Genomic DNA, 12,012 nt, shown 5'->3' with positions numbered 1-12,012 from the left:
TTATTTCTCCAGATTCAAAAAGTGATCAAAAGTATCACCTCTTAATCCAAGACGTATAGTTTCCAAAGGAATTACTTCTGCAGGAGCAATATTTCCCATATTTACATTGGCACCTAAAAGTTTTATAAACCACACTTGCTGCTCTTTTTGTGGGGCTTCCCAGATAATTGTCTCTTCAGGGATTTGTGTTAATATCTCATCTACTAAACCTTCACGAACTTCTCCTGAACCTCTGTAAATACCCACATTACCCCCTTCACGTGCTTCGGCAATCACTTTCCAAGAACCTGCTTCAATTTCAGCATTCATCAACTTAATCCATTTATAAGGTGCAAATATTTTCGTTGCATCTTTAGATCCCACTTCAGAAATTACAGTTACCTGCTTAGCGAGTTGTTGAATATATTCACACTTTAAATCATGCTCGATGCTAATAGAACCATCAGACACTTCGGCAAATTCCATTCCGTATTGATCAAGTACCTTGCGGTAGTCGTCAAACTGGTTACGGATTACAAAAGCTTCAAAAAGCGTCCCTCCAAAATAAGTGGGAATTCCTGCATCTCTGTAGATCTGTAGTTTCTCTTTTAAGTTTGGCGTCACAAAAGATGTGGACCAGCCTAATTTTACAATATCAGTATGTATTCCGGCAACTTCTATAAAGTCTTCTGTTTGTCTTAAACTTAATCCTTTATCCATAACCATAGTAATTCCTTTATTACGTGGTTTTACTGGACGTTCCGGTATATTATTCAATGGGTAATTCATATAGGTCACAAAGGTGAAAAAAAATAGACAGTTTTCATCAATACTATCTAATAAAAAGGCACAATACTATTTTATATACCTGCTAATAACCTCAATAATTGAGCTGTTCTCTTGCAATTGAGGTAAATACTCAAACAAAATATAATGCTTTTCCGGATCAGTCACCAATGCAGTTTCAAGATATAAAAGAGCTTCATTTTTCCTGCCAAGAGCAAATAAATAAGCTACCATACGGTAATAAAGTTCGGCAGCATCTGGGTTATTCTTAATAGCTTCAGCCATTGTTTCTGACGCTTCAATTAACTTCCCCTGCTCATATAATACTGTTGAAAAGTCAAGCCAGGCTTCTACATCAACCGGATTATACTCCAACACTTTATTGTAAGCCTCCACAGATTCATCGATCTGCCCTAACTTATAATAAGCGTCTGCCATAGCAAACCAGAAGTCCGGATTTTCTCCATCCAACTCCAAGGCTTTTCTATAAAAATGTAAAGATTCAAAGTAGCGTTCTTCAAAGTTTAAAGTAACGCCAATCCCAAACCAGGCATCAGCCATTTTTGAGTCCATTTTTACCGACTTTTTATAGTAAGAACGGGCTTCGTCCATCTTTTCAAGCTTCTCGTAACATTCTCCTATAGCACAATAAGTATCTGCATTTGGCGGTTCATACTCAAAAGTTTGTTTATAGACTTCAATAGCCTCCATATAACGATCCAGCTGAACCAAAGCATTGCCTTTGTTATAATAAGCTGAAGCAAAATTATCTTTTATCAGGATTGCATAATCATAAGCATCAATAGCTTTTTCAAACAGATCCAATTTATGATAAGAATTAGCCAGGTTATACCAGGCGGCGTAAGAATAAGGATCATTATCTATATACTCCTGGTAAAACTTAATGCTTTCCTCCTGTTTATCTAAAATATCGTAACAAAATGCAAGCTCATACAAGCCGTCTTTATTTTCCATATTCTGCTCCAGACTTTGCTTAATATATACAATAGCATTTTCATAATCCAGCATATTCTGGTACACATAGGCTATCTGCAGCAAAATTTCGTCAGTAGTCTCTGCAAACTCAAGCGCCTTCTGAAAATTATCCAGTGCCTCTGAATATCTTTCGAGACTATTATAGATGTTCCCTCTTAATATATATATTTCAGCTTCAGAGGCTTCCAGCATTTCAGCCTTTTGCAAAGCTAAAAATGCGCGCTCAGTCTGATCAGTTATAAAAAGTAACTGTGCTTGTTTTACCAAAAAAACCGCAGCATAGGGATGTTGATTCACCGCGTATTCTATAACTTGAAGAGCCTTCACCGGATCACTCTTCTCGATATAATAATCAATAATATTTTCAAAAGCCTGGGCATCAAAAAAATACTGATCTTGATTGCGTATCATCTCTTCGTAGCGCTCCACAGATCGTTGCGCATCATCACTAAAATCAAAGTAAAATTCCTCTTCCATGTATCGAATAATTAATGAACAGATCCCCGTTTGTTAAATACATCCTAAGTTTACAAAATTAAGCTTGGTATGCGGTAAATAATTTTCAACATTCACACAACTTATTGGATAAGTAACTGATTTATATTATGAATGTCCCGGGTTCATGATCAGAATTATTTTACAAAGAAATGCAACATTATCTGAAATCACGTAAAATTCAAGTCATGAAAAAGCCGGAACACAAGTATTCCGGCTTTTTCATATTAATATGTAAAATTTACCTGTTCATACTTTTTGCTATAACTGAGTCCTTTGTAACAGTCAGGGCATACTCTTGAACCGTTTCCTCACCATCAACTGTACCTGTTGTTTTTAATGAAGCGAATTGTACCGTATTTAATTTAGCTACTTTACTTTTAACAGATACATGATCTTTTGATGTTCCTTTTAATTTAAGTTGCGAACGATCTTTTACCAATGTATACAAGCTACCAATATCACCACTTACATAAGCTTTTGCATTATCTTGAAGAAACACTTGCAATACATTTGATGCAAAACGGCCTCTTGTTATAACAGACACACGGTTACTTGCATCTATTCTTTGTAAATCTTTAACATAAACAGTAATATGGATCGGCTCATCTTCTTTAGAGTTAATAAATAATTTATCTCCCTTTTGTGTTACTGTAGTTAGATTCTTATTATAAGCTTCATAGATAACAACCCTTTGTTTTTCTGATTGAATAAGCTCCACATTTACATTTCCTGTGATTACTACTTTGTTAAAATCAATAGTAGTAGATAATTCTGAGAAAATTTCACTTTGGTTTGCAGCTACTGAAGTAAATGCTGAAGTTGATAAAACGATTACTGTTAATGCTGAGGCGAATAATGTTTTTACTGAAGTTTTCATATTTTCTAGTTTTTAAGTTTTTTAAATTGTTTACATATAAGTCGTTCAAAAGCCGAAAACGTTACAGCTATTTTTTTCCTTTTAGGCAACATCAATGTAATACCCGACCAACTGCCCAATTTTTTCGACGAACCAGCAACAGAAAAATGTCATCATTTGTAACAGATGTTCTCTTTCATAAAAAACAAGTGTTATTAAAGAACAAATGCCCCTAAAATTTAAAAACAAAACAATTTTATTTGAAAGCATCTCAATTTGGCGTATGTTTAAAGATTTTTAATTGCTTATCCTCTGATTGTTTTAACCTTTTGCCAATGTTACGTGTAGATAGCTCCAAACCCTGCAAAATTGTATACTCAATATGTAAACACGCGTATTTTGGCTATTTAATTGAACCACATATTGTTCAGCTGAACCCACAGGGAGATTTTTCCTTAACATATCAGCGTTTATTTTCACATACAGCCGGAGAATTTGCAAAGCACTTAACAGATAAAGATCTAAAGCTGATCAAAATACTTGATGAAACAGAACAAGATTATATCATCAAGAAATACCATAAAAAGGCAATCAGGCCTGTCGAATTCTTCAGTAAATTTTTCAATGAAAAGTTTTACGAAAATGTACGGCCAAAGATTGAAAAAAAATTATCAGAAGTCCTTGAATCGTTGAAGGAAGAAGGTCGCTTATACCTTATGGATAAAGATGGCTGGCCTGCAGAAAGAAAGATAGAAATAGCCACTGAACCCTCGACTGTTCTGTTTCACTTCAGAAGAAGTGAAACAGAAACCAGGTATTTTCCAACTATAAAATACCAGGGATTACGCATCGACTTCATGTTCAAAGACGCCCAGATAATCAGCAATCAACCTTCATGGTTATTACTCAACGACATGCTTTATTTCTTTGAGCAAGATATTGAAGGTAAAAAATTAATGCCTTTTTTAAATAAGCGATTTATTACTATACCAAAGGCTACTGAAGAGGCATACTTCAGAAAATTTGTAGCTCCTTTGATTGAAAAATATCATGTATATGCTGAAGGCTTCGATATAAAAACGGAAAAACACGATCCAACTCCCGTTATTAAGGTAATCTATGTTGATGCTGGTATATCACAACTGCAACTATACTTTAACTATAGTGAACATGCCTTTGCCATGGGTAATGAAAAAAAAATAACTGTTCACGTTCATAAAGAAGAGGACAATTATATTTTTACCCGCATTAAACGCAATGCTGTTTGGGAGAAAGAGAAGTTTAATTTCCTGATTGGACTTGGTTTAAAAAAAACAAGTGCACTTTATCATCATTTAGAAGTACCAGCAGATCAGGAAGTAGATCAATCTTATGCAGTTATAAATTGGGTAAATGAACATTTAGAGCAGTTAAAAGAAGAAGGTTTTGAAATAGAACAGCACAGGGGAACTAAGAAATTCCTATTTGCCACTAATAAAATAGACTTTGAAATTAAGGAAGACAATGATTGGTTCGACATTAATGCCATTGTTTATTTTGGCAGTCACCCAGTTCCATTTATCTCTTTAAAACAGCATATTCTTCATAAAAAAAGAGAATTTTCACTCCCCGATGGATCAATTGCGATTATACCAGATAAATGGTTTACTCAATACGGCAGTTTATTTAGTCTTTCTGATGGTGGGAAGGTACTTAAACTAAAAAAACATCATATAGGTCTTATTAATGAACTTGCGGAAGATGGTATTGCAAACATTACATTAAGCAGAAAGCTTCAAAAGCTGACCGACTTTGAGAATATAGCAGACACAAAAATGCCTGTACATTTTAAGGGCGATCTGCGTAGTTATCAAAAAGCCGGGTACAACTGGTTTAGCTTTTTAAGAGAATACAATTTTGGTGGATGCCTGGCCGACGACATGGGATTGGGTAAAACCATCCAGACCTTGGCTATGCTACAAAAGCTTAAGGAAGAAGATCAGGAAAATAACACACATAGCACTTCGCTGATAGTGATGCCTACTTCACTGATCTATAATTGGCTAAATGAAGCAAAAAAATTCACTCCAAAGCTTAAAATTCATGCACATACCGGGACATCAAGAAATAAAGATGTAGCCCGTTTCTCCAATTATGATATCATAATTACCACTTATGGCATAACAAGAGTCGACATAGATGTACTTAAAGAATTCTATTTCAGCTACATCATCCTGGACGAGAGTCAGAATATAAAAAACCCTTCATCTAAATCATTCAAAGCAGTTAAAGCGCTTAAATCAAGGCATAAACTGGTATTAAGTGGTACTCCGGTTGAAAATTCTGTAGGCGACCTATGGACTCAGCTTACTTTCTTAAATCCAGGCCTATTGGGAACCCAAGCATTCTTCAATGAAGAATATGTGCAAGCCATTGAAAAACGAAAGGATGAAGATAAAGCCAGGAAGCTACAGGCTATAATAAAACCATTCGTATTGCGCAGGACCAAAGAACAAGTAGCGGCTGAATTGCCAGCTAAAACAGAACAAATCTTTTATTGCAACATGAGTGAAGATCAGGCAGCTTACTACGAAAAAACTAAGTCAGCCTACCGGAATGACCTCCTCAGTAGCATGGACGATGGTACATACGCTAAGAAACAAGTACAGCTTTTACAGGGCTTAACTGCATTACGTCAACTTGCCAATCATCCTGTTATGATTGATGACAAATATGAATCTGACTCCGGTAAATTTGAAAACGTTATTCATACTCTAGATAATGTGCTAAAAGGCGGGCATAAGGTTCTTATCTTTTCACAATTTGTAAAGCACCTAAGTATATTCAGACAGTACCTTAACGAGGAAAAAATTCCTTTTACATACCTGGACGGCGCGACTAAAAACCGCGGAGAAATAGTTGCTGAGTTCCAACAAAATACAGAGCTAAAAGTCTTTTTGATATCAATAAAAGCAGGTGGGGTAGGCTTAAACTTGACTCAGGCCGATTATGTATTTATCCTCGATCCATGGTGGAACCCTGCTGTAGAACAGCAAGCGATAGATCGTACACATAGAATAGGTCAGGACAAAAAGGTATTTATTTATAAATTCATAGCCAAAGACACTGTAGAGGAAAAGATCTTGGCCCTTCAAAACCGCAAAAAGAAACTGGCCAGCTCTCTGATTACAACTGAGGAAAGCTTCTTTAAATCTTTAAGTAAAGAAGATATTAGTGAACTACTTAAATAGCCTTTAAGTAGCCTAAGTATTCATCTCTACTGATCATCTCAGCTCCAAGGCTCATGAGATGATCATTTGGGAGCTGGCAATCTATCATCTTAAAATTCTTATGTGTACAAAGCCAGATCAAAGCATATTTAGAGGCATTACTGACCTTACTAAACATACTTTCACCACAAAATACCTGATTGATATGAATCCCATAAAGACCTCCTACTAATTGATCTTCTTGCCAAACCTCTACACTATGAGCATAACCAAGTTCATGTAATTTTAAATAAGCACTTTGCATTTCCCGAGTTATCCATGTCCCGTTTTGGTCCTTTCTAGCAATTTTAGCACAGTTTCCTATTACTTCATTAAATGCTAAATCATAAGTAACCCTAAAAGCATTTACTTTAAAAAGCTTAGCCATGCTTTTACTAATCATTAAGCATTGAGGAAAGATCACACAACGTTCAATCGGAGCATACCAACATATTGGATCTCCTTCACTAAACCAGGGAAAAATACCATTTTCGTATGCTAAGATCAGTCTTTCTGCTCTTAGATCACCCCCTATCGCCAACAAACCATCCGGATTGGCTAATTCCGGATTCGGAAAAACGATTCTATCATCGTCTAACTTAAAAACCATTTACAATATTACATACTTAAACATTACGTACATAACCTCATCTTAGAATTAATCCTATCTTCTTAGAGTGGAGTATAGCCTCTTCACTATTATCGTATAAACAGGTTTTCACCTTTTGAGTCGATTCGACTTCATTTAGTAGTGCCAGAGCTTCTGCTTTATTTTCTTTTCGGACATTGCGGATATATATCGCAGCAATATTTTTAGGATACTTTTTAGCAATGGTGGTATAAATTGTTGGGTCTTGTTGACTGTTATCGCCAAAAAATACAAAGCGTTGATTAGGGAAGGCATCTAAAATCCGCATAACCCTCATTAACTTCCCTTCATGGCCTGTTCTACCTGTTTTAATCAGATCTTTCCATCTTTTAATCTGATTAAGCAAAAAAGCACCTTCAGGAAGACTGTTAAACCTAAATGTTTCCACTAAATAATCATATAAATTCCATTCACTACTGGACACATAGAAAAATGGATTGGGTTGTTCTACTTCTGTGTGAGATAAAGCCAGTAAACTATAATGTTCCTGTGCTTCAGAAAATGTTTTACGGGTTCGTGGATTTTTAATCAACAACTCCCTCAATCTTCGCAAAAAAGTCGCAGAATGAGAAACCATTATGGTATCATCAATATCAGAGATAAAAGCATATTGGGTAATATGAGGTACATAAACCAAACCATTGTTAGCGGCTAAGACTACATCATTTTTCCCTAAAGCTTCCACTACAACTTTGTGCCAGCCAGCAGCAACATTTTTTTCAGCCTTCCATTCTAACTTAAAAAAGCCATCATACTCGGTATGTCCATATACTGTCTGCTCATAAAAGCGCAATCTAACCTTTACATAAGGGTATGGCTTTAGCACAAAAAGCTTTAAAACATATAGCATATTAACAAACAAATTGTTACTGTAATACTGATTATTTTTAGCCCTGAAACGAAATACATGTCCATACACGACCAGATTTTGTGTATGTCCGTATCCATGATATACTTTAACACTAACAGATTTATTCATTACTAATTAAAACAGAGTTACACTATAGTTGTTTTGCTATTACCCATGAAAACAGAAACAACAGCTGAACTAAAACTATTATTTATTGTAAATCCCGGATCCGGAAACGGGGAAATAAACTATAGTAAAATAATAACTGACTATTTTGAACAACACCCAAGTAGCTTTGAAATATATGAGTTATCTTCTGGATGTACGATTGACGAGCTTAAAAAGGCCATCAAACTGTCTAAAGCCTCAAGAGTAATTGCTGTAGGTGGTGATGGAACACTAAAGCTAGTTGCAGAATGTCTGTTGGAAACAGACACCCCTATTGGAGTCATCCCCGCCGGTTCAGCAAATGGAATGGCAAAAGAACTTGGTATACCTGTCGACATTCAGCAGGCATTAAATATAGCCGTAAATGGAATTCCTAAAAAAATACATGCAGTTACAGTAAATGGAGAGCTGTGCATACACCTGGCCGACATCGGTTTTAACGCTTACATTGTTAAGAAATTCGACGATCTTCCTGAACGTGGCATGCTTGGATACGCAAAAGCAGCTTGGAAAGCACTATGGAGTCACAGCAAGATGGATGTTGAAATTAAGATAAAAGACAACCTGATCAAATCACAGGCTGCAATGGTAGTTATTGCTAATGCAACTATGTATGGAACAGGTGTAAAAATTAATCCTGAAGGAAAGCTTGACGATGACCTTTTTGAAGTTATCCTCGTAAAGGAGTACTCCGTAATGGAAATTCTAAAAATCAGATTTACCAATTTACCTTTTAATCCAAAAAACATACAATCTTTTCAAACGAATAATCTGAATATTAAAACCAAACGTAAAGCACACTTTCAGGTAGATGGAGAATATATTGGAAAAGTAAATACAGTAAAGGCACACCTCATTGCTGGAGCGATTAACATCATCGTTTAATACTTACCTACAGTATTTTTCCAGCATTTCATCAGCAAGATCGGACCCCATATGCTTCACAAAAAGAAAATCTTCACACGCTCCCTGTTTATCTTTTTGTTTCAACTTTTTAAGTCCGTCTTTAATACGTGCTCTAAAATATTCATCATCGTATCCCAACTCTTTTTTAAGTGCCACAAATCTAGGCTCTTCTGCTTCTATCGCAGTCCCTTTTTCTTTGTTTCTATAAAAATTCTGAATAGAATTCACCAGCTCTTCATTGGCTTTATAAGCAGTAATTGCTCTTTGAATATCCTGAGGATTTCTGTCACGACAATTATAAGTAGCCAGGCTAAATTTTATAGGCGCAATTAATGAAACAGCAGAATCATGGTTTTTAGGAACAGTCCATTTCCCACTGCTAAGCCTGATTAGGCGCAATGCTTCATCATCCAGATCAGTACCTATTCCTGAACTTATTTTTGAATAGTACACTTCACCTGCTGAATTTAATTTAAAGCTGATCGTTACAGTCCCTTCAATGCAATTACTTAGAGAGTATCGAGGGTATACACTGTTGCTCGTCGCAAAGTTCTCCAGCCCCCCCTTTATTATAGGCTGAGCCTTTAATGTAAAGGTGAAGCATAGAAAAAATGCAAAGAGAATCTTGATCATATACTAATTTACGCAAAAATTAACAGATCAAAGATTTATCTTTAACCCTCTTCCGTCCCGTTTTCTTCACGATCTTTAGAGATCTTATCAAACAATTTATCCATGCGCTCCACATATTCATTTGTATCATCGACAAAGAAAGTCAACGTTGGAATCACACGAGCTTGATGACGGATTCTAGCCCCTAATTTATATCTGATCTCACCAGCATGTGAATTTACTTCAGCTACCGACAAGCTGGTATTATTTGTATTTAAAAAGCTTAAATAAACCTTTGCAACGGCAAGGTCAGGAGATACTCTAACTTTTGTAATGGTAACCAATGTATTCGGCAAATACGCCGCCCCTTCACGCTGAAAAATCGCAGCTAACTCTTCTTGTAATAACCCGGCAAATTTCTGTTGACGTTTACTTTCCATAATGGTTCCTTTTCTTCAATTAATATAACAACTTATCGTAAGGATAGCGCTCAGTGTGCAAAGCAACAACTTTATCGTACAATAACTGTCTAAATTCTTCTAAATTCTCTTTGTGCAGGGCAGAAATAAATATTGCAGGAGCATTTTCCGATCCCATCCAGCTCTTTTTAAAATCCTCAAGTGTAAGTACTAAAGGCTCTTCTTCCTCATGGTCAGGCTCAGGACTCACATAAGCATCAATTTTATTAAATACCATTATGGTTTCCTTATCTCTTGCTCCCAGATCCTTTAATGTTTCATTTACCACATTAATCTGATCCTCAAAATTGGGATGAGAAACATCCACCACATGAACCAATATATCAGCTTCCCGGACTTCGTCCAATGTAGATTTAAAACACTCTACCAAATGGTGAGGTAGCTTTCTAATAAAACCAACTGTATCAGATAATAAGAATGGAAGGTTTTCAATGACTACTTTACGAACGGTTGTATCAAGCGTAGCAAATAGCTTGTTTTCAGCAAACACTTCAGACTTTGACAACATATTCATAATAGTAGATTTACCAACATTCGTATATCCTACCAATGCAACACGAATGAGTTGTCCACGGTTTTTGCGTTGTGTTTCATTCTGCCTATCAATCAGCTTCAAGCGATCTTTCAAAAGAGATATCTTTTCAAGAATCATCCTTCTATCACTCTCGATCTGCGTCTCACCCGGCCCACGCATTCCAATACCACCCTTTTGGCGTTCAAGGTGAGTCCATAAACGCGTTAAACGTGGCAATAAGTATTGTAACTGTGCTAGCTCTACCTGTGTTTTAGCTTGTGCTGTTTGAGCCCTTCCAGCAAAGATGTCAAGAATCAAATTACTACGGTCTAAAACCTTTACTTGTAACTCTCTTTCAATATTTCTAAGCTGCGACGGTGAAAGTTCATCGTCAAAAACTACAATATCAATTTCTTCCGACTTCACATATGCCTGAATCTCTTCAAGTTTTCCCGTTCCAACGAAAGTTGCACGATCCGGTTTAAGCATTTTCTGGGTAAATTCACGCTCTACCAATCCCCCTGCAGTATCTACTAAAAAAGCAAGCTCATCAAGATACTCCCTGGTTTCCTCAGGCTTTTCACCAGGCCTGATCACTCCAACAAGTACTGCTCGCTCCTTTTTAACTGCTGTATCGAAATATTTCTGTTTTCCCATGTAAAATACAAAGATACAAAAGTTATACCGAGATCAATTTTCCGGCAAAGTCACGCATTGCTTGCCCCGGATTGACTGTTTTCATGAAATTCTCTCCGATTAAAAACCCATTAAAGCCTGCAACTTTAAGGTCTAAAATGGTCTGAGGCGCACTTATGGCACTTTCTGAAATCTTTAAAAACTCATCAGGAATTTGATTAACCAGATCAAATGAAGTTTGAATATTAACCGTAAAATCGGCCAAATTTCGATTATTAACGCCTATAGCATCTAAATCTTTACAAATACTCCGTTCCAATTCTTCCAGGTTATGCACCTCAAGCAGTACGTTTAACCCTAGGCTTTTTGCCAATGCAGATAGATTTTTAATCTCATCAGGTGTCAAAATTGCAGCAATCAATAAAATAATGTCAGCTCCAAGGGCTTTCGCTTCTAAAATCTGGTATTCATCAATCATGAATTCCTTTCTTAAAATAGGGACTTTATTAGCCGCCCTTGCTGCCAACAAATCATTGGTATGACCACCAAAGAAATCAATGTCTGTCAATACAGAAAGCGCAGAAGCTCCAGCAGCTGCATAAGCCTGTGTTACTTCTTCTACACTTACCCGATCATTAATCACACCCTTTGACGGGGACCTACGTTTAAATTCTGCGATTATGCCTGTTCTTTTATCATCCAGCAAAAAATCCTTAAACACATAAGGGTTACGGTTAAAGTGTAAGCCTGCTTCCAAATCCTTAACAGATACCAATTGCTTTGCCTGGGCTATCTCTTCTTTTTTCCGTATTACAATTTTATCTAAAATAGTCAT

At 36.3% G+C, this 12,012-nt stretch carries 11 protein-coding genes; 2 read left to right on the top strand and 9 right to left on the bottom strand.

The features are described 5' to 3' along the window. The 3 genes from WC623_RS05230 to WC623_RS05220 form a co-directional block, all read right to left on the bottom strand. Nucleotides 1–768: a phosphosulfolactate synthase gene (locus WC623_RS05230; protein ID WP_372848650.1), complete on the bottom strand. Its 768-nt coding sequence runs from the start codon at nucleotides 766–768 to the stop codon at nucleotides 1–3. 66 nt (nucleotides 769–834) lie between these two features. Beyond that, nucleotides 835–2,238 (bottom strand): tetratricopeptide repeat protein, encoded by a 1,404-nt coding sequence (locus WC623_RS05225; protein WP_372848648.1) that lies wholly within the window; start codon nucleotides 2,236–2,238, stop codon nucleotides 835–837. 259 nt (nucleotides 2,239–2,497) lie between these two features. Further along, complete coding sequence (locus tag WC623_RS05220; protein WP_372848646.1) at nucleotides 2,498–3,136, bottom strand: GIN domain-containing protein; 639 nt, start codon at nucleotides 3,134–3,136, stop codon at nucleotides 2,498–2,500. A 314-nt stretch (nucleotides 3,137–3,450) separates the two neighbouring features. On the opposite strand from WC623_RS05220, the gene WC623_RS05215 reads away from it, so the two are divergent. Further along, nucleotides 3,451–6,345 carry a DEAD/DEAH box helicase gene (locus tag WC623_RS05215; protein WP_372848644.1) on the top strand — a complete coding sequence of 965 codons (2,895 nt, stop codon included), beginning with the start codon at nucleotides 3,451–3,453 and terminating at the stop codon, nucleotides 6,343–6,345. On the opposite strand, the gene aat is transcribed toward WC623_RS05215, so the two are convergent. Together aat and WC623_RS05205 are read right to left on the bottom strand one after the other, a co-directional pair. Beyond that, complete coding sequence (gene aat / locus WC623_RS05210) at nucleotides 6,338–6,973, bottom strand: leucyl/phenylalanyl-tRNA--protein transferase (protein ID WP_372848642.1); 636 nt, start codon at nucleotides 6,971–6,973, stop codon at nucleotides 6,338–6,340. The two genes, WC623_RS05215 and aat, sit on opposite strands and share 8 nt — an antisense overlap. Before the next feature lie 37 nt (nucleotides 6,974–7,010). After that, the gene (locus WC623_RS05205) at nucleotides 7,011–7,991 is read right to left on the bottom strand and encodes an App1 family protein (protein ID WP_372848640.1); all 981 of its coding nucleotides are present in this window, start codon (nucleotides 7,989–7,991) and stop codon (nucleotides 7,011–7,013) included. A 45-nt stretch (nucleotides 7,992–8,036) separates the two neighbouring features. On the opposite strand from WC623_RS05205, the gene WC623_RS05200 reads away from it, so the two are divergent. After that, nucleotides 8,037–8,915 (top strand): diacylglycerol kinase family protein, encoded by an 879-nt coding sequence (locus WC623_RS05200; RefSeq protein ID WP_372848638.1) that lies wholly within the window; start codon nucleotides 8,037–8,039, stop codon nucleotides 8,913–8,915. A gap of 3 nt (nucleotides 8,916–8,918) precedes the next feature. Here the strand turns inward: WC623_RS05200 and WC623_RS05195 are convergent, their stop codons facing one another. Genes WC623_RS05195 through trpC form a run of 4 tightly spaced genes read right to left on the bottom strand, consistent with a single transcriptional unit; the run spans nucleotide 8,919 to nucleotide 12,012 of the window. Then, nucleotides 8,919–9,569: a TonB family protein gene (locus tag WC623_RS05195; protein ID WP_372848636.1), complete on the bottom strand. Its 651-nt coding sequence runs from the start codon at nucleotides 9,567–9,569 to the stop codon at nucleotides 8,919–8,921. Between the two features lie 41 nt (nucleotides 9,570–9,610). Further along, nucleotides 9,611–9,988, bottom strand: coding sequence for a 30S ribosome-binding factor RbfA (gene rbfA / locus WC623_RS05190; protein ID WP_372848634.1), 378 nt, complete (start codon nucleotides 9,986–9,988; stop codon nucleotides 9,611–9,613). Between the two features lie 19 nt (nucleotides 9,989–10,007). Further along, entirely contained in the window at nucleotides 10,008–11,198 is a 1,191-nt protein-coding gene (hflX, locus tag WC623_RS05185) for a GTPase HflX (RefSeq protein ID WP_372848632.1), read from the bottom strand. A 22-nt stretch (nucleotides 11,199–11,220) separates the two neighbouring features. Beyond that, nucleotides 11,221–12,012 carry an indole-3-glycerol phosphate synthase TrpC gene (gene trpC / locus WC623_RS05180; protein ID WP_372848630.1) on the bottom strand — a complete coding sequence of 264 codons (792 nt, stop codon included), beginning with the start codon at nucleotides 12,010–12,012 and terminating at the stop codon, nucleotides 11,221–11,223.

Origin of the sequence: Pedobacter sp. (genome assembly GCF_041645105.1) — a bacterium.
In the GTDB taxonomy this organism is placed as follows: domain Bacteria; phylum Bacteroidota; class Bacteroidia; order Sphingobacteriales; family Sphingobacteriaceae; genus Pedobacter.
Note: the sequence above shows the minus strand (reverse complement) of the source record. Positions and strands in the feature narration are given on the sequence as shown.

Excerpts from the sequence above, each read along its gene's own strand:
- WC623_RS05230 (WP_372848650.1), bottom strand. The coding sequence starts at position 768 with ATGAATTACCCATTGAATAATATACCGGAACGTCCAGTAAAACCACGT.
- WC623_RS05225 (WP_372848648.1), bottom strand. The coding sequence starts at position 2,238 with ATGGAAGAGGAATTTTACTTTGATTTTAGTGATGATGCGCAACGATCT.
- WC623_RS05220 (WP_372848646.1), bottom strand. The coding sequence starts at position 3,136 with ATGAAAACTTCAGTAAAAACATTATTCGCCTCAGCATTAACAGTAATC.
- WC623_RS05215 (WP_372848644.1), top strand. The coding sequence starts at position 3,451 with ATGTTACGTGTAGATAGCTCCAAACCCTGCAAAATTGTATACTCAATA.
- aat (WP_372848642.1), bottom strand. The coding sequence starts at position 6,973 with ATGGTTTTTAAGTTAGACGATGATAGAATCGTTTTTCCGAATCCGGAA.
- WC623_RS05205 (WP_372848640.1), bottom strand. The coding sequence starts at position 7,991 with ATGAATAAATCTGTTAGTGTTAAAGTATATCATGGATACGGACATACA.
- WC623_RS05200 (WP_372848638.1), top strand. The coding sequence starts at position 8,037 with ATGAAAACAGAAACAACAGCTGAACTAAAACTATTATTTATTGTAAAT.
- WC623_RS05195 (WP_372848636.1), bottom strand. The coding sequence starts at position 9,569 with ATGATCAAGATTCTCTTTGCATTTTTTCTATGCTTCACCTTTACATTA.
- rbfA (WP_372848634.1), bottom strand. The coding sequence starts at position 9,988 with ATGGAAAGTAAACGTCAACAGAAATTTGCCGGGTTATTACAAGAAGAG.
- hflX (WP_372848632.1), bottom strand. The coding sequence starts at position 11,198 with ATGGGAAAACAGAAATATTTCGATACAGCAGTTAAAAAGGAGCGAGCA.
- trpC (WP_372848630.1), bottom strand. The coding sequence starts at position 12,012 with ATGACTATTTTAGATAAAATTGTAATACGGAAAAAAGAAGAGATAGCC.